Source organism: Pseudomonas abieticivorans, from assembly GCF_023509015.1.
Taxonomy (GTDB): domain Bacteria; phylum Pseudomonadota; class Gammaproteobacteria; order Pseudomonadales; family Pseudomonadaceae; genus Aquipseudomonas; species Aquipseudomonas abieticivorans.
In genome coordinates, this window is sequence record NZ_CP094975.1 from 6,544,913 (window position 1) to 6,566,276 (window position 21,364).

A 21,364-nucleotide genomic window follows, 5' to 3' on the forward strand; every position below is an offset into this window, starting at 1 on the left:
TCATTGCTCCAGCAAGTGTTTGTAGGCAGGCGCCAACGGCCGTGCGTCTTGCCCCAGGATGGGTCGGCGACGGGGCGTGCGGCCTTTGGTCAAAAGGCCAATGGTATCAAAGTCCTCGGCGGCGGCGAAAAACCGCTCCACCATCGGCAAGCCGGCCTGACCCCAGTCATCCATGTTGGACATCCAGGTTTGCATGCCCCACACCGGCCAACGACGCAACTGCTCCCAGGCCGCGTCCTGCCCCAGCACGCCTTCGGCACCCAGGCTGATGAGCTTTTCACGGTATACCTGCAACAAGCGCTGTGCATCGGCCTGGCGCTCTGCCACGGTGAGCGCCCCCAGCATGAAGTACGCCACGTCGCGCCACGGTCGACCGCGCCTGGCCAGTTGCCAATCAAGCCAGATGCGCTGGCCGTTACTGCGCAAGAAACTGTTGCCCTGGTGAGAGTCACCGTGGATCAGGCAACTGGGCGAAACCTGTTCGCGTTCGAACGCGGCCATTTCATCGAAGGCATGGCTGAACAACTCCGGCGTGTCGTACATCCACCTGGGCAGCAACTGTTGATAGGCTGGTTTGCGCAGGTTGACCAGGATGTAGTTGTACATGCGCAACAGGCCGTCGCTGTCCACCGGGTTGGCCATGGACACCGGCAGCCAGCGCTGCTGCTGCAACTGCGCATTGCCCCAGGTGGCGCCATGCAAGGTCGCCAGCGACTCCAGGCCCTTGGCCACGCCGTCCACGCCTAACTGGTCGGTGCTGTGGCCAAACTGCCCGGCGGCCAGGCCCAGGTCTTCCATCACCACCACGCCACGGCCACCACCGTCGGCGTCCCAATCACTGAAATAAGTGGTGGGCAACGGTGCGTCGGCCCAGCCGCGCGCCAAGTGATAAAAGCGTGATTCCAACTCGCAGATGTCACCGCTCTCAAAGCCCTCGGACCAGTTGGACTTCAGGCACACGTTCAGCGCCAGGCCCGCACGCACACCCGCCTCGTTCAGCGTGAGCCGGGCGCGCAACTTGGTGGAGTGCCCGTTGCGCACTTCCACGGTTTCCAGGGCCCGCACCTGGACCCCGGGGTAGCGCGGCTGCAGCAGTTGGGTCAACCAGGGCGCGGTCACCTCGCCCAACTGCCGCGGCAGGCGGCCGCTGCGTTGCGGATAAGGGCGCCCGGCGCCCATGTCCATCAGCGGGTCGGTCATGATGCGACGACTGCCGGCACCTTCAACTTGAGCAGGTCGATGGCGTTGCCGCTGCGAATGCGCTCCCGATCCTCGGCCGACAAACCAATCCCTGCGGTCAAGTCGCCATGGTCATAGGCCCCGCCGAAATTGGTGCCGTACAGCAGGCGCTCGGCCCCCACCACTTCCGCCACGCCACGGCGCAGGCCCGGTGCATGCACGTCGAGGTCGAAGTAGAAGTTTTTCAGGTAGTCCATCAACGGCCGCTGGTTGCGCGAGTCCGGGGCCATCGCACGGTTGAGCTCGCTCAAGCGGCCCAGCTGGAACACCGCCATGCCGCCGGCATGGGTGATGTAGGTTTTAAGGGTGGGGAACACGTCCAGCGCGCCACCGCAGATCAGGTACCAGAAGAACAGGGTTTCATCGACGCAGTCACCGACGATGGAAGTGGTCTCGAATTTATCGTCGGTGTGTTTTTCGCCCCAGTAGATCGACTGGTTGAAGCCGTGAACCATGATCGGCACGTCGAGTTGGGTGAGTTTTTCCCAGACCGGGAACAGCCGTTCGTCATGGGCCTCCAGGCCATTGAAGTTGGCACCGCCCACGCACAGGCCCTTGGCGCCAAGCTGGGTGACGGCGCGCTCGATTTCCTTGGCGGCGTTGAGCGGGTCCGCGAGGTTGGCGTGGCACCAGAAGTCGAAGTGGTCGGGGTCGACCTTGCAGAAGGCCGACAACTCATCGTTGCAGATGCGCGCATATTCGTTGGCAAAGTCACCGGCCCAATACATGAAGCAATGGGATGGCGTGGACATCACCAGTTTGTCGACGCCACGCTCGGCCATCAGCTTGCGCCGGCTGGCGTGGGTCATGCGCGCGAGCAGGTTGGCTTGCGCCTCGGCATCGGTGGCAGCCTTGGCTGGCTGCTTGGTGCCCAGTGAAAAGTGCCCGACGGTGAGGCCTTGCACCTTCATGAACGGGCCCCAGAATTCGTGGCGGTTGAGCATACCTTCGGTCAGCAGGTGTGCGTGGACATCGATCAGCATGGCATTTTCCTTATTTTAATCATCCGGTCGGCGGATGGGCCATGGGGCAGGTAAGCCCCTCGAATTAATATAAACACATTTTCAATAAGTGTTCATTTAATTCCTAACTCTTCCACCACCCAAACAATCAAGGCGCCTACAATCTTCGGCCTTGGCTTTCGATCTTGATCCGCTTTTGATCTGCTTTTGATCTTGATGGTATGCCCCGTAAAGCGCCCGGGCCGACTGGAGGCGTCGATCAAGGGGCGGCCCGCAGGGCCCGAGGCGTAGCCGAGGGAGACGGCAGCCGGCAAGCTTCTATAGCCGGTGCCGTCTGCCCCTTGATCGGCGCCGGAAGGAGGGGACCCGCAGCGCAGCGGAGGGCCCAAGCAGGGGCAAGCCTTTTTTGCTTACTTTTTGTGGCGTTTGACAAAAAGTGAGCCGGCGTAAGGCCGGAAAGGTGATTCGGCACCACCCTAACCAATGGATATGTGCAAGGCATCGGCATCCTGCTTCTGAGAATTGCGAGCATATCCATTATCTAGGGGGAGGCCACTTCACCTTTCCGCCCTTACGACGTCTTACTTTTTGTCAAACGCCACAAAAAGTAAGCAAAAAAGGCTTGCCCCTGCTTGGGCCCTACGCTGCGCTACGGGTCCCCTCCCTACGGCATCGCTCAAGCGGACGACGGCCCGGAATAGAAGCTCCTCCGGCTCCGTCTCCGGCGGCTACGCCTCCGGCCGCTTGATCAATGCCTCCAGTCGGCCCGGGCGCTTAATGGGGCATACAATCAAGATCAAAAGCCAAGCAGATCAAGAGCAGATCAAGAACAGAGCAAGAGCAGAGCAACGGCGAGATCGCAGGCAGTTTGCGATGAGCAAAAAAACGGCCCCGAGGGGCCGCAAAGGTGGTACTCGTCACTGGGGATCAGCGTTGAGTTTCCTGAGACACAATCGACTCGGGCTTCATGTCCCGCTCCGATTCCGGCTTGTCATGCACCCAATAGCCGCCCTTCAACCCATCATTGAGCAACGACCACATGCCCTTGTTAAAGTCATAACTGACGTTCTTCACCGTGTACGGAATCACCTTGTCATACAGCTGCACGCCACTGAGAAACAACGCACGGTACAACACCCCACCCTGGTCCCAGGCGTCATACAGCCCCGCGCCAAAAGTATCCTCGTCCAGGTAATACGTACGCTTGCTGTACACATGCCGCTTGCCCGGCTTCAACGTCGCCTCCACCACCCACACCCGGTGCAACTCCCACCGCTCGCACGCCGGGTTGGCATGGTGGGGCAAAAACTGCTCCTCCTGGCCACAGCTAAAATAAAACTTGTAGGCGTTATAAGGGATATACATCTCCTTGCGGCCCACCAACTTATAGTCAAAACGATCCTGGCTGCCCGAGAACATCTGCAACTCGTCGAACAGGTTCACCCCACCCTGGTTCGGCACCGGCGTGTCGTAGGCGAACTCCGGTGCCAGCTTGATCCGACGCATCCCGGGTGTGTAACTCCAGGCACGGCGCGGCTGGGTCTGCGGATCGAGGTAGTCGGCCAGAATGATCAACTGCCCCGCGCTGCGTGCCGGGTAGCTGTCCAATGCCCAGGCGCGATAGTACAACTGCGGGTCCCGGTCGGCCTGCTTGACCTGATAATACGGCGCCTCCTCCATGGTCGCCGACTCGGCGGTCTTGGTCACCGAGCCCGACGCGTCCACCACCCAACTGTTGGACGACACCGTGGTGGTATAGCCCGCGCCCTTGTAGCGCAGTTGCTGGTTCCAGATCACCTCGTTGCCGTTTTGCGGCAGCGGGAACGGCAGGCCGCCCCGGCAAGCCGGGTCCACCGCCAGTTTGTCTTGGGTGGTGTGGCAACTGCTGGCGTTACGCGCCGTGGCATCGAGCACTTCCTGGGGGTAGGCCGCGGTGCGGTGCGAAGGGTAGATGTCCAGGTAATAGTCCGGGAACTTCTGCAGCAGCATTTTCTGCCCGCCACTGAGCCGGTCGGCGTATTGCTGCATGTTCTTGGCGTCGATGCGCAGCAGCGGTTTCTCATCCTTGAAGGGGTCGGCCCAAAACCCGCTGTCGGGCTTGAAACCCGGAGGGCTTTGCCGCAGGCCGCCGGTGTAGGCCGGAATGCTGCCGTCGGCATTGCCGGCGATGATTGCGCCAAAGGGCGTGAGGGTCTTGCCGATTTGCGCCACCTGGTCGGCAGGCGCCGCTGCCAGGCTGCAAGTGGCCACGCCGAGCAACGCCAGCGCCAGTGCAAATTTTCCGTTCATTGACAGGTACTCCGTTTCTTGGCGTGTCAAATGGAAGTCTTGAAGGTAAAAGCCAGCCAGCCGCGATCGGTACCGCCGACGGCACCGTTGCCGCCCACAGTGTCACCGGGGATGCGTTTGGACTGGGCATCGCTGTCGGCATACCGCAGGCCGAACTCGTAACGCTGGGCATAGGTCATCTGCACGCCGGCCGACCAGGTGAGCGCGCCTTCGTTACCACCGCCCGCCGAGGCAGCGTTGCCCGATAGGCCATAGTTGACGGTAAAGGGCACGGTCATGTCCCAGGACGGGAACACCGACAGGTACTGCGGCGTGTAGTTGACCGCCAAGGCCGAGTAGTCGCGGGTCGAGCAACCGTCGCGCTTGCTCCCCGACCCTGGGGTGCCCACCCGTGGGTCCACGCAATTGCTGGTGTTGTCACCCAGGTAGAGCTCTTTGTGTTCGGTCACCTCGCGCAGGTGGCTATAGGCAAACTCGGCGACCAGGGTGGCGTTGTTGGCGATAAAGTTGCGCGGCACCCCGTACACGGCGTTGGCGATAAAGTGCACGGTGTCGCCACGCGGCCCTTCATTGTCCGTAGTGTCGATGCCCACGGCGTTCAATGCACCGTCCTTGCGGTAGGACAGCTCGCTGCCCACCGACACCGTGTCGAACACGCGGGAGAAACTCACGCCGATCAACTTGACGTTGCGCGGGTACACCAGCCGGTAGCTGGCGGTGGCTGCCGAGACCTGCGGTGCAAGCCAGGGCTGGTAGTCATCGAACTGGCGGTAGTACAGGCCAAGGGTGGAACTGATCGGCTCGGCCTCGTACTTGGCCATCACCCCCCAGTTGGCGGAGTCGCGGCCAAATTTGGACTGCTCCCGATCAAAGGACACGCCCGGCGCCACGGGCAAGCGGTCCGGCCCTTCGAAAAAAGGGTCGGCCGCGCCAAAGTAGGTGCCGCCGTAGGGCAACCGGGTGTAATCCCATTCATAGAAATACTGCGCGGCAAGGGTCAGGTTTTCGGTCACCTGGGCCTTGGCCGACACCTGCCCGATGGGCAAGAACACCTCCTTGGTCTCGATACCGGGGCTGGTCACCGCCTTGGCGCCGTCCAGCGGTGCCTGGGAGTAGGAAATGGCGTGGGCGCCGAACAGCAGTCCTTCGCCCCAATAGTTGGTGTGGCGACCCGCCTTGACGTTGACCGTGGTGTCGCCGAAGCGAAAGTTCTTCCACAAAAAGGCGTCGAGGATCTCCCCCGAGGGGCCGGCGGCGTAGCGCTTCACCTGCGAGCTGTAGTGGTCGTTGTCGTAGCTGGTCTGGTAGCCGGCCACGTGGCTGTGCACGTCATCGTCGTGGTACGCCTGGTCGAACCAGCCGGCGGCACTGAGCCGCGCACCCCACTCTTTGCGAAAGGAGAAGTCCATTTCGCTGAGCACGTCGACGCGGTTGGTGACGATATCGCCCTTGTCGAACTTGCCGTCGGACTCGTCGTAGTTGGGGTTGTTCATGATGCGCCGGTCCTGGTTCTCCATGCGCATGCCCAAGTTGTAGCGCACGGTATTGTCCCAACGCAGGTGATAGTCGGAGTCGGGCAGCGTTATCACCGCCGCCATTGCCGCGCCGCCCTGCCCCACCAGCACCATCAGGGCCAGGGCCTGCCGGGCCCGTTCGCGCCCCTGCTTGCTCATTGGTTTCATGCAAACCACCTTTTGTTTTTATTGTCAGCCGTTTTTTGATACCCGCACCCGCGCCAGGGCTAGCGCCCGATGGGGTAGATAATCGATTTTTCCTGGGTGAACTCTTTCAGCCAGTTGGGCCCGAACTCACGCCCGATGCCTGAGCGTTTGAAACCGCCAATGGGCGCGTAGGGCAAGCCGCCGCTGCCGCCGTTGAGGAACACGCTGCCGGCGCGAATACGCCGGGCCAAGGCATAGGCGGTGGCCGCATCGGCCGAAGCCACCGCGCCAGCCAGGCCAAAACGCGAGTCGTTGGCGATGGCGATGGCCTGCTCGTCGCTGTCAAAGCCGATCACCACGCCCACCGGCCCGAAGATCTCTTCCTGGGCGATCTGCATGTCGTTGCGCACGTCATCGAACAGCGTCAGCTCGCTGAAAAAGCCCTTGTCCAGGTGCGCCGGGCGCCCGCCGCCGCACACCAAGGTGGCGCCTGCGTCGCGGCCACTGGCAATGAAGTGCTCGACCTTGGCCCGCTGCGAAGCACGGATCAGCGGGCCCATCATGACGCTGGGGTCGGCCGGGTCGCCCACCTTCCACTGCGCCGCGACGGCCTTGGCGCACTGCACGAACTGCTCGCGCACCGACTGGTGCACCACGAACCGCGTCAACAGCGCGCAGCCCTGCCCGGCATTGACTGCAAGCCCGGCCACCGCGCCCAGGGCAGTGGCCGGGATATCGGCGTCGGCGCGCACGATCAATGCCGATTTGCCCCCCAGCTCCAGGTGCACCCGCTTGAGGGTCGGCGCGGCCTGGCTCATGATGCTCGCGCCCACGGTTTCGGAGCCGGTGAACGAGACCATGTCCACCCGCGGGTCGCAGCTCAACTGGCTGCCCACCTCGATGCCGCCGGTGACAATGTTCAGCACGCCCTTGGGCAGGCCGACTTCTTCGGCGATCTGGCCAAACAGCAAGGCCGAATACGGGGTGAACGGCGAAGGTTTGAGCACCAGGGTATTGCCCGCCAGCAAGGCCGGAAACACCTTGGCCAGGTTCAGCAAGAACGGGAAGTTGTAGCCGGTGATGCCGGCCACCACACCTATGGGTTCGCGCTCCACGGTGCCGCTGCCCAACAGCAGCGGGCCTGCGGGGTTGAACGGGTTGGGGTTGGTGTGAACGGCGATTTGCTGGCTGTCGCTGCACACCGACTGCTCGATGGCGGTCAGTACATGGGCCAACGGCATGTCCACTTGCATCGCGTAGGTCACCCCTTGGGAGCAGCCGACTTCGGCGATGATCAACGCGGCGATCTGCTCGCGCTTGCTCACCAGGGCGGCGTGCATGCGCCGCAGGTAGCCGGCGCGCTCGGCCATGCTCAGCCACGGCCACGGGCCGTTGTCGAAGGCCTGGCGCGCGGCGGCGATGGCGGCGTCGGCACTGCCCAGGTCGCCGCTGGGGGCTTGGCCGATCACAGCTTCAGTGGCCGGGTTGAGCACCGCTTCAGGCGGGCCGTCGGCGCCTACCCAGGCGCCATCGATGTAGAGTTTGTCCAGGTGGGTAAAAGGAATAGTCATGCCGCGTTTGCTCCTGACAGGGTGCCGGTGATCATTTCCGCGGCGCGCATGGCGATGGCCATCGCCGGGGCGTTGGTGTTGCCCGACACCAGGCAGGGCATGACCGAGGTGTCCACTACCCGCAAGCCCTCCACGCCGCGCACGCGCAACTGTGGGTCCAGTACCGAGGTGCTGTCGGCGCCCATGCGGCAGGTGCCGGAGACGTGATAGGCGGTTTGGCCGAAACGGCGAAAGGCCGCCAGGATCTGCTCGTCGCTTTGCACCTGCGCCCCCGGCGTCAGCTCACTGACGATGAACGGCTTGAGCGCCGGCTGTGCGGCCAACTGGCGGAACCAGCGGAACAAGGCGATGGCCGAGGTGCGATCGATCTCGGCATTCAGGTAATTGGCGTTGATCAGTGGCGGCACCGCGGCGTCTTTCGATTGGATGCGCAGCTCACCCTGGCTTTGCGGGCGCAGGAAATAGCCACCGATGGTCAGGCCCGGCTGTTTGTCGATTTCGATCTTGTTGCCGTCGCCGTTCATGGAATACAGGCTCACGCCAATCTGCGCGTCTGGCTGCTCAAGCTCCGGGCGGGTCTTGATAAAGCCACCGGCTTCGTGGGCGGCATGGGTCATGGGCCCGCTCTTGCGCAAAAAGTACTGGCCCAGCGCACCCAGCAATCCCAAGCCATGAAAACAATGGTTGAAGCTGCCACGGGTCACCCGGTACTGCATTGCCATGTACACGTGCTCACGCAAATTACGGCCCACCTCGGGGGCGTCCTGCACCAGCGCAATACCCAGCTTGCCAAGCAACTCGGCCGGGCCGATGCCTGACAATTGCAACAGCTTGGGCGACTCGATCGCCCCGGCGCACAGCAGCACTTCGCGGCGTACCTGCACGTGCGCCTGGCCGGGGCTGAGCTGTACCGCCGTGGCACGGCGGCCGACAAATTCGATGCGTTGCACCGACGTGCCGGTCATCACCGTCAGGTTCGGCCGCCCGCGCACCGGGTCGAGAAAGGCCTTGGCCGCACTGAAGCGCTGGCCGTTCCAGGTGGTTTGCGGCTGGTAGCCAAAGCCGCCTTTGCCTACCGAATCGACATGGTTGGTGTCATCGGTGCGGGCCACGCCCAGCCCGCCCGCAGCGCTGATCACCGCATCGCACAAGGCGTCGCCCGCCGGGTGCACGGTGACCTTCAACGGCCCGCCCACGCCGCGCCACGTGCCCTTGCCCAGTTGGTGATCTTCCAGCGCGACGAACTGGCGCCCCATGTCGGCCCAGCCCCAGCCGACGCAACCCTGCGCCTCCCAGCCATCATAATCAGCCGGCGTGCCGCGCACGTAGACCATGCCGTTGATCGAGCTGGACCCCCCAATGGCCCGGCCCTTGAGCCATTGCTCGCTTTGCATGCCCTGGCCGCGCTCGGCCTGGTAATGCCACACATGGGGGTTGCCCGGGCTCAACAACTTGCCCATGCCCCGGGGCATGGCAATCAAGGGGCTGGTGTGGTCCGGGCCACTTTCGACCAACAGCACCGAGGCCGAAGGGTCGGCGGATAGACGATTGGCCAGCACGCAGCCGGCCGAGCCCGCGCCGATGATGATGTAGTCGTAGACAGTGCTCATTGTTGTTCTCCAAGGTCTCTTGCGGACCGCAGAAAACATAAGTGCCGCCGTACCACCCCACAACGAACAGAACGGCAAATGTGTTCGACATCGTGAAGAAAAATAACACTTTCACAAAAACTGTTCTAAAACCTTAGGTACTCGCACATACCCATAAAAACAATGCAGAGGTTCCGGATGCCCCACTCCGCTCCCGCCCACAAGGCCGATCAATCGTGTTCAAGCCAGCGCCACCTGCTGCGCTCCCAGCGCACCCGTGATTTGCTGTTGGACCACATGTACCGCCTGGCCCTGGAGAAGGACTACGGCGAGATCACCGTGCAAGACCTGCTCGACCGATCGGGGGTGGCGCGCTCGACGTTTTATGCACACTTTCGCGACAAGGAAGACCTGATCGCGGCCGGTTACGAAATCATCGGCATGCCCACCACCCGGGTCACCGAGGTACAGGGCGACGAGCGGGAGGTGCTGGACGTTTCGACCTGGCTGTTTGGCGCCACCGAGCGGCATGCGGCGCTGACGACTTCGTTTTTCAGCGGCGAAGGCCAGCGGGTGGTACTCGCGCACCTGGAAAACATCCTGGTGGTGCAAGTGCGCGAACACTACCGCAAACAAGGGATGTATTCGCCCGCGCACCTGCGCGACGAAGTGGCGGTGCGCAGTTTTGTCGGGGCGCTGTTGGGGCTGTGGCTATGGTGGGTGCGACATGATTACCCGGGGTCGGCACAGGACATGACCGAGGCGTTCGACAGCCTGATGAATAACGGCCAATGGCCGGCGCCCGGCGCGCCGCCCGAGTGAGTCTGCGCAGGCTTTCAGCCTGGCCTAGGACGCGCACGCCATGATCAGGAACTGCCGGAATGCCTGCGCAGGCGCCGGCATCGGGCAGTCCGGCAACCAGACCAGGCCCAGCTCCATGGGCGGGATCACGTCCACCAACGGGCGGATCTCGATTTTCTTGCCCTCCAGCGACCAGGCCCGGTACAGCATGTCCGAGAGGATCGTGACCCCGAACCCATGGCCCACCAACCCGCGCAGCGCCTCCATGGACGAGGTGCGAAACGCCACCTTGGGCGCCAACCCGCGCGACTCCCAATAGCGCAATGTCGAGGTGTCGCCCTCATCCAGCGTAGCCAGGATATAGGCGTGCCCGGCCACGTCCTGCAAGTTGATCGAGGGGGTTTGCATCAGCGGGTGCTGGCTGGCCAGCCACAGCTGGCGACGCGAGCGAATCAGCACGTGGTGGGCAAACCCTGCCAGGTCCGGGGTGTTGGACACGATGGTCAGGCCCAGGTCGAGCTCGCCATTGCTCACCGCGCGCTCGATGCTCAGGCGGTCCATGTCTACCAGGTCGATTTCAACCAGCGGGTAGCTGCGCTTGAAGCGCGCCAGCAACGCCGGCAAAAAGTAGCCTAGCACCGTATAGGACGCCCCTACCCGCACCGTGCCTTGCATGGCGTGGCTGAGAAACAGCGGCTCGCTGAGCGCATCCTGCAGGGTGTCGAGGATGTGCCGGGCATGTTGGCAGAACTTGTTGCCCTCGGCCGTCAACGCGACGCCATGGGGCATGCGGTCGAACAGGCCCACGCCCAGCGACTCCTCCAGTTGCAGCACCGCCGCGGTGATCGCCGACTGTGACACGTGCACCTTGAGCGCGGCCTGGGAGAACTGCCCCGCGTCGGCGGCAGCAACGAAATAGCGCAATTGGCGCATGGAAATATCTTTGCCCTTGGTCATCTGATTTCCTGATACCTGCCACCTGAATATATGAAACAGCCGGGCCCCGGCGCTGGTTACACTCAAGGCCGGGAGGCGCCCTTGACGTGCGCCAACCGTCGAATTTCAGCACCAACAATAAAAAAAGCTGAAGGTAGGGAAGATGAACGCGATCCAGTACAGCGAATACGACTGCGAAGACTCGGGCCTTTTCCTGACCGAGGCGTCGGTGGCCAAACAGGGCTTCGACATCCGCATCGAGCACGCCCAGTGGTCCAATAGCGGCACTGCCCTGATCGAAACCGGCGACAGTTGCCTGCTGCGCCTGATGTTGCCCGCCAGCGGCCATGCCAACCCCAACCTGGGCAGTTTTGCCCACCCGCGCAGGCAGGCGTTCCACCCCCTGGGCAAACTGCTGTTCATCCCCCACGACACCCAGTTCCACCTGCGCCACGACGCTTGCGCGCAAAAGGCCTTGGTGTGCGTTTTCGACCCCGCCACCTTGGGTGCGCTGGGCTGCTTTCGCTGGGACTGGCAAGACAATGTCGATGAATCCATGCTCAACCTCAAAAGCCACTACCTGCAGGCCTCCTTGCTGCGCTTGGCCGAAGAGGTGGCCCAACCGGGCTTTGCCAGCGAATTGCAAACCGAATGCCTACTGACCAGCATCGCCCTGGACCTGCGCCGCGAATACATCGACGCCCCCGGTGCCGACCCCGCGCCAGGCGGCGAAAAACTCAGCCCCACGCAACTCAAGTTCCTGCGCGAACAGTTCGATGCCATGGGCGAGCAAAGCGGCGCGTTGCAGCGCCTGGCGCAGGCCTGTGACATGCCATTGCGCGCCCTGTCCAGCCGCTGCAAGAACACCACCGGCATGACCCTGCGCCGTTACGCCGCGCACTGCCGGCTGCAAACGGCCATGGCATTGCTGGCCGACCGCACCTTGCTGGTCAAGCAGGTGGCTTACCAGGCCGGCTTCAACAACGCCGCCGCATTCGGTGCCGCCTTTCGCAAGGAACTGGGCGTCACGCCCGAGGCGTTCCGCCGCCAACGCCTGCGCTGAGCGCGCCCGTTCAAGGGCGCGCCCAACCGTTGGCTATCGGCCGATCGTGGCGGTGATTTTCGCATGGGGCCCACTCACCTGGGCCGCCCACGCTTGCGCAGCCTGGTCGAGGGTGAAGTCCAGGTAGTCCACCTGGATCTGCTGTTCCCTGGCGATTTTCAGCAAGCGCAGCCAGATCTGCTCGCGGTCGGCCGGCGGGCGCTGGCCAGTGCCGATGCAGGACAGGTTGCGAAACAGCAGGTCGGCGATGTCCAGGTTCAACTGGCGCCCGGCGCCGGTGCCGATGGTCATGATGCGCGCCCCCCAATTGGTGGCTTTCAAGGACGTCAGCATCGGCTGGCCACACACCAGGTCGAGCACCACGTCAAAACCGCCATCGGCCGCCTCCTTCAGAGCGCCCACGTCATCGCTGCCGCCCAGGGTCACCACCTCGTCGGCAATGCCCCGCGACTTCAGGCGGCCCAGGGCCTCGCCGGAACGCGCGGCCCCCACTACCTTGCCGGCGCCCATGCCACGTGCCAGTTGCAAGGCGATCTGGCCGAGGGTGCCCGTGGCGCCCAGTACCAACACTTTTTCACCCTTCTGGATCTGGGCTTTCTCCAGCGGCACGATGGCGCCCGTCGCGGCGATGCCCATGCTGATGGCGGTTTTGTCATCGACCTCCTCCGGCACGTTCCAGACTTCGGCCTGGGGCACCAGGGTACGCTCTGCCCAGGCACCGAACGGCAGCACCGAGCGCTCGCCGAAATACACCCGGCGCCCATCGGGCGCGCGGCCCACGCCTTCGCCGCGGATCACACAGGGGTATTCGACACCCAGGCGGTAGGCGCCCAATACGTCCCAGCCGCCCAGGCCTGCGGTATCGACGTCGATCAGTACCGCGCCCTCCTGGGGCTGCGGGTCGCGAAACTCGCCCACGACGGGCGGTGCATTACGCTCGCTAATGATGGCTGCACGCATGGCTTTCTCCTTGTCTGTCTTGTTTTGGTCTGCGCATGACGCAATAGTTGAACACTTTCACTATTATTGTCTATATATTTAGTCATCAGGCGCTTCACGAGGCAGGCAGCCCTTGGCCCTGGAAGCGCGGGTAACCGCCCAACGTCAGCAACAGCAACGGCCCGACGACAAAACACACGCCGCAAAACAGCAGCATCGCCGAATAGCCGCCGGTGTTCTTGTACAGCAGTGCAAACAGCAGTGGCGCGATTGCCGCGCCAGCCGTCACCAGCCCCAGGTGCGCCCCAAACAGCCGGCCGTAATCGCGCATACCAAAGTAGCGCGCGATCAAAAAAGCGGCGATGTCGAACTCGGCACCCGCCCCCACGCCCACCAGCAGCGTGGCCAGGGTGTACAGGGCGATGGTCGAGGCGCCGAAGGTGAAAATGGCGCAGGCAAAGGCCGGCATCAGCAGCGCCAGCGACGCCACGGCAGGCGCCCACAGCCGGTCGATCAGGTAGCCCACCAGCAGCCGGCCGAGGATCAGCGAGATGCCAAAGCTGCTGAACACCTGGCTGGCCTGCAGTGCACTGAGGCCACGGTCCTGAAGCAACGGCACGATGTTGGTCACCATGCCCACCACACACGACACCACCAGGGTCATCGACAGGTTGCATACCCAGAAGCGCCATGAACGCAACGCCTCACCCAGGCGCAGCCCATTTGCCGGTGCTGCGCCAACCGGCGCGGCGGCGCGATGGCCAGGGGCGCCGGCGGCGGGCAGCAGCCAGCGCAGCGTCAGTGGCAAGGCCAGGACCACCGGCAACAGCCCCAGGGCGAAAAAGCCTGCCTGCCAGTTCCAGCGGCCCACCGCCCACGCGGTGAGCAATGGCAAGCCGATGGCCGCCAGGCCCGAGCCACTGAGGATGATTGCCAGTGCCAGCCCGCGGTTTTCCTCGAACCACAGGTTGACCAAGTGCGACCAGGTCACCTGCAACGTGCCCAGCCCTGCCAGCGGCACCAGGAAAAAGCCCAGGTACAGGCTCCAGATCGAGCCGTTGATGCCGGTCAACGCCCACATGCTCAGGCACAGCGCCAACAGGGAAACCCAAGTGACACGGCGCAAGCCATGGCGAAGGTTGAGCCAGCCGGCCAATTGCGAGGCGACGATGGTGCCCAGCGACAACGCGCTGATCGCCACCTGCAATTGCGCCCGGTCCCAGCCCATGGCGTTCTGCAAGGGGATGACCATCGAGCTGAAGCTGTACAGCAGCAACGAGCTGGAGCTGGTCGCCACGCCGACCAGGGCCAGCACCAACACCCGCCAGCCACGTTTGAATTCTGCAGTGTCCAAACCTTTCATGGGGCGCACCTCAATCGTTGCCAATAAACACGGCGGCTTCGGCGCTCTTGTTCAGCACCTGCGCGCGTCGAGCCTGGCCGGGGGGATGGGCCAGGGTGTCCTGGGGGTGGATCAGCGTCGGGCCATTGCCCAGTTCCTGCAGCGCCCACTGCGCCAACTCCTGGGCCTTGGGCAGGGCCATGGTCAGCGCGTCGGGGATGTTCAGCTTGACCATGGCCTCGCGCATGGTGGGGGTGTCCACGGTGCCGATCAGCAGGTTGAGCACATCCACCCCCAGGTCTTTCCACTCCGCCCACAGTGCTTCGCCCAAGTTCAGCGCGAAACCCTTGGTGGCGCTGTACATCGCCAGTTTGCGGATACCGCCCAACGCCGCCTGGGAGCCCACTAACAGCAGGCCGCCGCGCCCGCGCGCCACCATTGCACCGCCAAAGGCGTGGCTGCAGCGCATCACCGTCTGGCTGTTGAGGGTGAGCAAGGCGTCCCAATCGTCGGCCGGGGTTGCCAAAAAACGGGTGATGTAGGGGTCGCCACCGGCGTTGTACACAAACAGCCCGACCTGCCGCGTGCCGATGGCCGCCACCAATTGGTCACAGGCGTCTGGGCGAGCCAGGTCCTGGGTCACCAGCAGCACCTGGACAGCGTATTGCTGCTCCAGCTGGTGTTGCAACTGGGCCAGCGCGTCGCCACGGCGTGCCACCAGCACGCAGTTCAGGCCACGGGCCGCCAGCAAGTGGGCAAAGGCTGCGCCCACGCCGTGGGAGGCGCCGGCGATCACGGCCCAAGGGCCATAGCGGTGGAGGAAATCCGGATCAGTCATGCAGGCTCCTTTCAAGCCACAGGTGGCAGGTCGATATGGCGCGCGGAGGCGCCGATGGCGGTATTGCCGTAAACCCGTACGCGGCGTTCGACCTGGGCCATGAACAGGCGCAGCAGCGGCACGTCGTGTTCCGGCCCAGCCTGTTTGACGAAGGCTTCCAGTGCCGGCTCTATCTCGCTGTAGTCCTCAAACGTGCGGCCCAACAAGGTTTGCGCCTCCTGCAGCTCCTGCTGGCGCAACTGCAGTTCCATGGCATCGCCGCAGCCCAGGTACTCCACCAGCTTGCTGGCAGCGGCCAGCTTGGTTTGCTGGAACTCGCTGGCGACCTCGACGTGGGCCAGGGCATCGGCGAGCATGGTGAGCAGGTGGGCATTGGGGCCACGCTCGGCGATCACCAGGCTCGGCACCTCCAGGGCTACGCCCATGGCTTCGGCCAGTGCATGCACCACGACCCGGCGCAGCGCCAGGTCGAATTCGACATAGGTGTCGTGCGGGTCGCCCGGCTGCGGGGTGGCCACCGAGGCCGAGAACTGCAAGGTGCTGACGGTGGCGAACAGCACGGTGTGGTAGCGCACCACGTCGGCGTCGGCCGGCTCGCCGGTCAGCGCCTGGTAATGGCGGTACAGGGCGGCAAAACTGTCCCCCAGGGGTTCGTAGTTGTCGCGCATACGCGCCGACGCCAGGTCGGCCAGGGGATCGCCGATCATCGCGAACTCGAAGTCGTACAGCCCCAGCACCTGGCCGTTTTCGAACAGGAACTGCCCCGAGTCGTACTGCACGAAACCTGGCTGGGTGCGATGCTGCGGCACATGGCGGCGCAGCCAGCCCACGGCGAACTCGGCCAGGGGCTGGGCACGGGTCTTGTTGCGTGCGTACAGCGGGTAGTAGGCGTGCAGCCCCGCCAAGGCGATGTCCTGGGCACTGCGCGGCAACTCGATGCCCTGCTCGACGAAGGGCTGCAACGGCAGTTGATGCATGCGCGCCATGGCCTGCACCCACTGGCGGGCCACGTCGTGGCGCTGCGCATCGTCCTTGGCGGTGCGCACGTCGCGGCTGCCGGGCACCCGCTGCATCACGATGGCCTTGGGGTCTTCGCACAGGCCGTAGATGTGCGGTACCGGCACCCCTTGCTCGCCGAGCAGGGTCAGGATGTCGGCCTCGCGGGCAAGCTCCGGAAACGGGCTGACGTCGCCGCCACGCTCGCCACGGATATGCAGTTGCAGGGTTTGGTCGCCGCGTTGCAGCTCAAGGTTCCAGGCCGGGCGCCAGCGCAGCAGGCGCTGCATGGCAGTGACCTGGCCGCCCAGTAGGCCTTCGACGAAGGCGCGCAATTTGGCCTCGACCGGGTCAGCGGTACAATCGGGGGTTACTTGCATATCAGTCTCCATCCGGCGCCGGGTGTCGGCGCCACTGTCAATTGGCGCCGGTGACGCCAGTGTTCGGGCCGCCGACCTCTGCCAGCGCCACGCCCTTTTTCCTGGCCAGGTCCGCGGTGTCGAGGTATTCGCGCCAGGCGCAGATCAAGCCCTGTTCATCCAATTCGTACACCGCCACCATCGAGTGCGGCATGGGCACGCCATTGTTGACGCAGTAGTCATCGCGCTCGGTCATCACCACCCGCGCCGACGAAACGATCTGGCGGGTGGTGCACAGGTTGTGGGTGACGTAGCTCATCTGCCGTTCGATCTCCTGGCGCAACGCCGCACGCCCCCGGATAACCGGGCCGCCGGGCACCCATAATTGCCATACCACCTGCTCGGCGAAGGCGGCCATGATGCGTTCGATGTCCGGGCGGCAGCCGGGCGAGCCGTCGCCCCAGGCGGCCAGCATGTCGAGAACCAGTTGCTCCTGCGGCAAAGCCATGTGCTGTACTCCTCGTCAAAAAAAATCGGGTTCAGGCCTGGGGCAACAGGAAGTTGCGCACCACCGGCACCATCGGTGTGCCGCAGCTCATGCCGCCATCGACGCGCATCAGCGCGCCATTGACATAGGCCGCATCGTCGCTGGCGAGGAAGGCGGCCATGGCTGCGATGTCCTCGGGTTCGCCCAGTTGCGGCACGTTCTGCAGATCGAGGAAGGCTGCCTTCATCGCCTCGTTGGCCCAACTTTCCATGGCCGGGGTGCGGATCACGCCGGGCAGGATGCCGTTGCAGCGAATGCCGCGTTTGCCAAAGGTGGCGGCGATGGTTTGCACGTACCAGTTCAACGCGGCCTTGGATGCGCCATAGCTGAACTGGGCGATTTCACCGGCGATGGAGCTGGTGGACGAGGTGAAGAGGATGGCGCCGCTGCCCTGGGCCAGCATGTGCGGTAAGGCATGCTTGCACGCCAGCACGCCGCCCAGCACGTTGACCCGCATGCAGTTGTGAAACAGCTCGGTATTGAAATCGATGAAATCAATGTCGCGGGTGGTAGCGGGGTTCTTGTACACGGCGTTATTGAACAGCACGTCGATGCGGCCGAAGGTGTTCACGGTTTCCTCGACCATGTGCCGCAGCGCCTCCTCCTCGCCCACGTCCACTTGCAGGGCCAAGGCGTTGGGGCCGATTTGCGCGGCCACGGCCTGGGCCGATTCGGCGTACAGGTCGGTGACCACCACCGTGGCGCCCTCTTGGGCAAACCGCAGGGCCGAGGCACGGCCAATGCCACTGCCGGCCCCGGTGATCACGCACACTTTGCCTTCCAGGCGTTTCAAAAACTGGTTCATCAAGCACGCTCGCTTTACAGGTAAAAAGACGGCGCCGCCTCAGCGGGTCTGGCCACCGGCGATGGTCTGTGGGTTGGCTTCACGCTCGGAAACCGGGGCGGCGCGGTAACGCGACGGGCCATTGCCGAACATGCCGTACTGGTCACGCGTGAAGTCGTACAGCGAATAGGAGTCCTGCTGCGGGTTGTTGGGTGTGCCGTAGGCTTCGATGTTGTACTGCGAACCGGTGCGAAACAGCGCGCCACTGTCGTCCCAGGCGTCATACGTGGCGGCGCCAAAGGTGTCTTCGTCGATGTAGTAGCGACGTTTTTTATGCGCGTGCCGCACGCCCTCCTTGCGGGTCGCCTCCACTACCCACACGCGGTGCAATTCCCAGCGTTCGCACTCGGGGTTGATGTGCTTGGGCATCAGCTTGCGGTCCATGTCGCAGCCCCACTTGAGCGTGTAGTTGCTGTAGGGAATGAACATTTCCTTCTTGCCCACCAGCTTCCAGTCAAAGCGGTCCATTTTCCCCGAGAACAAGAAGATCTCATCGTAGAAAGCCACGCCGCCAAACGCCGAGTTTGGCGTGTCGTAGTTGAATTCCGGGGCCTTGCGCACGCGCCGCTGGCCGGTGCTGTAGCTCCAGGCGTAGCGGGCTTCGGCCACCGGGTCCAGGTAGTCCCAGTAACCGGAAGCCTGCCCCGCCGTGCGGGCTGGCGCGACGATGAACGACCAGATGCGCTGGGCGATTTTCGGGTCGCGGCCTGGCACGTCCAATTGGTAGAAAGGCTTTTCACCCGTGGAGCGGTTGGTATTGGTCAACGTCGCGTGGCCCTGGTTGACCACGTAGGCGCTGTGGTTCCAGTCCCAACCGTTGACCCCCTGGTAGTTGAGGATGTAGTTCCACATCACCTCATGGCCGTCCTTGGGCAATGGGAATGGCAGGCCGCCACGGCACCCCTCGCTGATCGACAGCCCGTCGTTCTCGGTCTTGCAGCCCTGGCGGCTCGCGTTGCGCTGGCTGGCGGCCAAAAAATTGGCCGGATAGGCGGCGGTGCGGTGGGTGGGGTAAACGTCGAGGTAGTAGGTGCTTGGGTTCTGCTTGAGCAGTTGCACCTGCCCCGCCGGCAGTTGGTCCTGGTATTGGTCCACGTTGGCGGCGCTGATGCGCAGGCGCGGCTTTTCCCCGGCGAACGGGTTGGGCCAGGTGCCGTCCCCCGGCACCAGGCCTGCGGGCGCTTTAAAGCCGCCGTCATAGGCAGGAATGGTGCCGGCGGCATTGCCGGCCACAATCGCGCCAAACGGTGTGAGCTTGCCGCCCAGGTCTGCAACGGTATAGCTGTCGTCGGCCACGGCCGGGCCGCCCGCCAAGGTGATGGCCAGCAGGCCGATCGTCGCCAACGTGGCCCCAGGGTTGTTAACCGTCATAACGCTCTCCAGTCAGGTGGGGTGATCGCCCATCGGGGCCATCAGTGCAGTGCAGGTCGGTTCAGAACGAGGTGCTGAGGGTCAGGGACAGCCAGTTACGGTCGGTGAGGCCGACATCGCCACTGCCGCCGACGACGGTCTTGCCAACCCCGGGCACGTTGGCGTATTTGCGCTCGCTGCCGTAGCCGATGTACGACAAGGTCACGTCGTAGCGCTCGTCGTAGGTGCCTTTTATGCCGGCCTTCCAGGTGTATTTGCCTTCGTTGCCGCCGCCGGTAGCGGCGTTGCCATACACCCCGTAGTCCACGCTCATCGGCGCGCTGATGTTCCAGCCAGGGAACACGCCCAGCCACTGCGGGGTAAAACTCACCGCCATGCCCACGTAGTTGTTGGTGGCGCAGCCGTAGTGCTTGTCCTGCCCAGCCGGGCAACCGGCGTAGCCTTCGCCCTTATAGAGTTCGGCGTGCTCGGTGACGCGCTGCACGTGGCTGAAGGCCGTCTCGACGATCAGGCTGCCGGTGTCGAAATAGGCCGTGCGCGGTAGCAACCACAGGCCGTTGACCACCATGTGCCAGGTGTCGCCGCGGGCGCCCTCGTTGTCCAGCGTGCTGATGTTGCTGGACACCAGCGAGGTGTTCTGCCGGTACGACAGGTCCACGCCAAGGGAGCCGCCGCCCAGGATGGGGCCAGCGGAAAAGCCCAGGCCGTAGAGCCTGACGTCCCTGGCGTAGACGTAACGGGCAAAGGTGGGGGCCACCTGCAGGCCCCAGGGGTTGTAGTCGTCGAACTGGCGGTAATACAGGCTCACGTCCGAGTGCATGAAATCCAGGCTATAGGTGCCCATCACCCCCCAGTTGCCGGCGTTGTGCGGCTTGTAGGGGTCGACCAAAGGGCGCGTCACGCCACTGAGCAAGGGCAACTGATCGGGCCCTTGCAGGGCGACGTCGGCCGAGGCCAGGTATGTACCGCCCTCCGGCGCGCGGGTGGTGTCCCATTCCAGGAAATACTGCGCCGCCACCGACAGCCGATCGGTGAGTTGCGCCTGGGTAGACACCTGGGTCAACGGCAAGAATATTTCCCGCGTTTCGGTGCCGGGGTTACTCACCGCCTTGCGGCCATCCAGCGGCGCTTGGGAGTAGGAAATGGCATGCCCGGCGATCAGCAGGCCATTGCCCCAGTACACCGTGTGGCGCCCTGCGCGCACGCTCACCGGCACCTCGCCCAGGTCGAAACGGGTGAAGGCAAAGGCGTCCAGCAATTCGCCGCTGGGGCCGTGGTGGTAGCGCTGGGTGAAGCTTGAGTACCGGCCACCACTGTAGCTGGGGGTGCTGGGGCCAGGCACTGCGCCCGGGTAGTAGACATTGCCCGCCGTGGTCGCCACGTCGGAGTCGTCATAGGCCTGGTCATACCAGCCCGCGGCGCTGACGCGAAAGCCGTGGTACTGCTTGTAGGCCACCTCCAGCTCGCTCATCAGGTCGACCCGGTTGGTCACCACGTCGCCCCGATCGAACTTGGCATCGGACTCATCGTAAGTGGCGTTGTTGGCCAGCGCAGGGTCCCGTGACTCGGCCCGCACGCCCAGGTTGTAGCGCACCGTGTTGTCCCAGCGAGCGGTCAGGTCAGGGATACCGGTATCGAACTCGGCAGCCTCAAGCGGGGTAGCGCACAGGGCGCCTGCCGTCGTGCACAAACACACGGCCAGGCGCAGCGGCAAAAGCTTTGGGTTGATCATCAACACTCCCGTCACATTCTTGTTATTGGCAGTCGAGGGCCTTGGCTTGGTGGTGCACCTGAAGTAGACGAGACGCGGCGGCGGCAAACAACGCTCGGCGGCATTGCCCAAATGCCTTTCGCTATTGGCCAAATGCGGGGGCCTGGAACACAGGCCGGTGGTATCTGGAAAACCAATACCGGCGGGGTGTTTTTGTGATTTTACGATGCCAGGGCCGCTGCCTAGACTGCGGCAAACAACAAGGCTGCGCCGTGCTCCCGGGGCCGCCATGAACAATAAAGCCTG

Annotated in this window: 17 protein-coding genes; 2 read left to right on the forward strand and 15 right to left on the reverse strand. The window is 63.9% G+C overall.

All coding sequences use genetic code 11. The features are described 5' to 3' along the window. The 6 genes from L9B60_RS29700 to L9B60_RS29725 form a co-directional block, all read right to left on the reverse strand. Positions 1–1,200, reverse strand: coding sequence for a phosphotransferase (locus tag L9B60_RS29700; RefSeq protein ID WP_249674737.1), 1,200 nt, complete (start codon positions 1,198–1,200; stop codon positions 1–3). Continuing rightward, entirely contained in the window at positions 1,197–2,222 is a 1,026-nt protein-coding gene (locus tag L9B60_RS29705) for an amidohydrolase family protein (protein ID WP_249674739.1), read from the reverse strand. The genes L9B60_RS29700 and L9B60_RS29705 overlap by 4 nt, the downstream gene beginning before the upstream one ends. A 906-nt stretch (positions 2,223–3,128) precedes the next feature. Next, positions 3,129–4,490 (reverse strand): DUF1329 domain-containing protein, encoded by a 1,362-nt coding sequence (locus L9B60_RS29710; RefSeq protein ID WP_249674740.1) that lies wholly within the window; start codon positions 4,488–4,490, stop codon positions 3,129–3,131. Positions 4,491–4,516: 26 nt separating this feature from the next. Next, a complete protein-coding gene (locus tag L9B60_RS29715) occupies positions 4,517–6,172 on the reverse strand; it encodes a DUF1302 domain-containing protein (RefSeq protein ID WP_249674741.1) in 1,656 nt (551 codons plus the stop codon). A gap of 59 nt (positions 6,173–6,231) precedes the next feature. Then, positions 6,232–7,722 carry an aldehyde dehydrogenase family protein gene (locus L9B60_RS29720; RefSeq protein ID WP_249674742.1) on the reverse strand — a complete coding sequence of 497 codons (1,491 nt, stop codon included), beginning with the start codon at positions 7,720–7,722 and terminating at the stop codon, positions 6,232–6,234. Continuing rightward, complete coding sequence (locus tag L9B60_RS29725; RefSeq protein WP_249674743.1) at positions 7,719–9,332, reverse strand: GMC family oxidoreductase; 1,614 nt, start codon at positions 9,330–9,332, stop codon at positions 7,719–7,721. The genes L9B60_RS29720 and L9B60_RS29725 overlap by 4 nt, the downstream gene beginning before the upstream one ends. A 177-nt stretch (positions 9,333–9,509) precedes the next feature. Here L9B60_RS29725 and L9B60_RS29730 point away from each other — a divergent pair, with 177 nt between their 5' ends. Continuing rightward, on the forward strand, positions 9,510–10,133 hold the full coding sequence (locus L9B60_RS29730) for a TetR/AcrR family transcriptional regulator (protein ID WP_249674744.1): 624 nt from the start codon (positions 9,510–9,512) through the stop codon (positions 10,131–10,133). 24 nt (positions 10,134–10,157) lie between these two features. Here the strand turns inward: L9B60_RS29730 and L9B60_RS29735 are convergent, their stop codons facing one another. Further along, positions 10,158–11,069 (reverse strand): LysR family transcriptional regulator, encoded by a 912-nt coding sequence (locus L9B60_RS29735; RefSeq protein ID WP_249674745.1) that lies wholly within the window; start codon positions 11,067–11,069, stop codon positions 10,158–10,160. A 142-nt stretch (positions 11,070–11,211) separates the two neighbouring features. Here L9B60_RS29735 and L9B60_RS29740 point away from each other — a divergent pair, with 142 nt between their 5' ends. Then, entirely contained in the window at positions 11,212–12,111 is a 900-nt protein-coding gene (locus tag L9B60_RS29740) for a helix-turn-helix transcriptional regulator (protein WP_249674746.1), read from the forward strand. Between the two features lie 33 nt (positions 12,112–12,144). On the opposite strand, the gene L9B60_RS29745 is transcribed toward L9B60_RS29740, so the two are convergent. From L9B60_RS29745 to L9B60_RS29780, 8 genes are all read right to left on the reverse strand, one after another. Beyond that, positions 12,145–13,071: a quinone oxidoreductase family protein gene (locus L9B60_RS29745; RefSeq protein ID WP_249674747.1), complete on the reverse strand. Its 927-nt coding sequence runs from the start codon at positions 13,069–13,071 to the stop codon at positions 12,145–12,147. A 94-nt stretch (positions 13,072–13,165) separates the two neighbouring features. Next, positions 13,166–14,413, reverse strand: coding sequence for an MFS transporter (locus tag L9B60_RS29750; protein ID WP_249674749.1), 1,248 nt, complete (start codon positions 14,411–14,413; stop codon positions 13,166–13,168). Between the two features lie 10 nt (positions 14,414–14,423). Further along, complete coding sequence (locus L9B60_RS29755) at positions 14,424–15,230, reverse strand: SDR family NAD(P)-dependent oxidoreductase (RefSeq protein ID WP_249674750.1); 807 nt, start codon at positions 15,228–15,230, stop codon at positions 14,424–14,426. A gap of 11 nt (positions 15,231–15,241) precedes the next feature. Further along, the gene (locus L9B60_RS29760; protein WP_249674751.1) at positions 15,242–16,606 is read right to left on the reverse strand and encodes a phosphotransferase family protein; all 1,365 of its coding nucleotides are present in this window, start codon (positions 16,604–16,606) and stop codon (positions 15,242–15,244) included. Between the two features lie 37 nt (positions 16,607–16,643). After that, complete coding sequence (locus L9B60_RS29765; protein WP_249674752.1) at positions 16,644–17,093, reverse strand: nuclear transport factor 2 family protein; 450 nt, start codon at positions 17,091–17,093, stop codon at positions 16,644–16,646. Between the two features lie 31 nt (positions 17,094–17,124). Beyond that, positions 17,125–17,937 carry an SDR family NAD(P)-dependent oxidoreductase gene (locus tag L9B60_RS29770; protein WP_249674753.1) on the reverse strand — a complete coding sequence of 271 codons (813 nt, stop codon included), beginning with the start codon at positions 17,935–17,937 and terminating at the stop codon, positions 17,125–17,127. Between the two features lie 39 nt (positions 17,938–17,976). Next, the gene (locus L9B60_RS29775) at positions 17,977–19,347 is read right to left on the reverse strand and encodes a DUF1329 domain-containing protein (protein WP_249674754.1); all 1,371 of its coding nucleotides are present in this window, start codon (positions 19,345–19,347) and stop codon (positions 17,977–17,979) included. A gap of 61 nt (positions 19,348–19,408) precedes the next feature. Further along, positions 19,409–21,079, reverse strand: coding sequence for a DUF1302 domain-containing protein (locus L9B60_RS29780; RefSeq protein ID WP_249674755.1), 1,671 nt, complete (start codon positions 21,077–21,079; stop codon positions 19,409–19,411). Positions 21,080–21,364: the final 285 nt, after the last annotated feature.

What these genes read in the sequence shown, in the direction of transcription:
- L9B60_RS29700 (WP_249674737.1), bottom strand. Translation starts at nt 1,200, where the DNA reads ATGACCGACCCGCTGATGGACATGGGCGCCGGGCGCCCTTATCCGCAA.
- L9B60_RS29705 (WP_249674739.1), bottom strand. Translation starts at nt 2,222, where the DNA reads ATGCTGATCGATGTCCACGCACACCTGCTGACCGAAGGTATGCTCAAC.
- L9B60_RS29710 (WP_249674740.1), bottom strand. Translation starts at nt 4,490, where the DNA reads ATGAACGGAAAATTTGCACTGGCGCTGGCGTTGCTCGGCGTGGCCACT.
- L9B60_RS29715 (WP_249674741.1), bottom strand. Translation starts at nt 6,172, where the DNA reads ATGAAACCAATGAGCAAGCAGGGGCGCGAACGGGCCCGGCAGGCCCTG.
- L9B60_RS29720 (WP_249674742.1), bottom strand. Translation starts at nt 7,722, where the DNA reads ATGACTATTCCTTTTACCCACCTGGACAAACTCTACATCGATGGCGCC.
- L9B60_RS29725 (WP_249674743.1), bottom strand. Translation starts at nt 9,332, where the DNA reads ATGAGCACTGTCTACGACTACATCATCATCGGCGCGGGCTCGGCCGGC.
- L9B60_RS29730 (WP_249674744.1), top strand. Translation starts at nt 9,510, where the DNA reads ATGCCCCACTCCGCTCCCGCCCACAAGGCCGATCAATCGTGTTCAAGC.
- L9B60_RS29735 (WP_249674745.1), bottom strand. Translation starts at nt 11,069, where the DNA reads ATGACCAAGGGCAAAGATATTTCCATGCGCCAATTGCGCTATTTCGTT.
- L9B60_RS29740 (WP_249674746.1), top strand. Translation starts at nt 11,212, where the DNA reads ATGAACGCGATCCAGTACAGCGAATACGACTGCGAAGACTCGGGCCTT.
- L9B60_RS29745 (WP_249674747.1), bottom strand. Translation starts at nt 13,071, where the DNA reads ATGCGTGCAGCCATCATTAGCGAGCGTAATGCACCGCCCGTCGTGGGC.
- L9B60_RS29750 (WP_249674749.1), bottom strand. Translation starts at nt 14,413, where the DNA reads ATGAAAGGTTTGGACACTGCAGAATTCAAACGTGGCTGGCGGGTGTTG.
- L9B60_RS29755 (WP_249674750.1), bottom strand. Translation starts at nt 15,230, where the DNA reads ATGACTGATCCGGATTTCCTCCACCGCTATGGCCCTTGGGCCGTGATC.
- L9B60_RS29760 (WP_249674751.1), bottom strand. Translation starts at nt 16,606, where the DNA reads ATGCAAGTAACCCCCGATTGTACCGCTGACCCGGTCGAGGCCAAATTG.
- L9B60_RS29765 (WP_249674752.1), bottom strand. Translation starts at nt 17,093, where the DNA reads ATGGCTTTGCCGCAGGAGCAACTGGTTCTCGACATGCTGGCCGCCTGG.
- L9B60_RS29770 (WP_249674753.1), bottom strand. Translation starts at nt 17,937, where the DNA reads ATGAACCAGTTTTTGAAACGCCTGGAAGGCAAAGTGTGCGTGATCACC.
- L9B60_RS29775 (WP_249674754.1), bottom strand. Translation starts at nt 19,347, where the DNA reads ATGACGGTTAACAACCCTGGGGCCACGTTGGCGACGATCGGCCTGCTG.
- L9B60_RS29780 (WP_249674755.1), bottom strand. Translation starts at nt 21,079, where the DNA reads ATGATCAACCCAAAGCTTTTGCCGCTGCGCCTGGCCGTGTGTTTGTGC.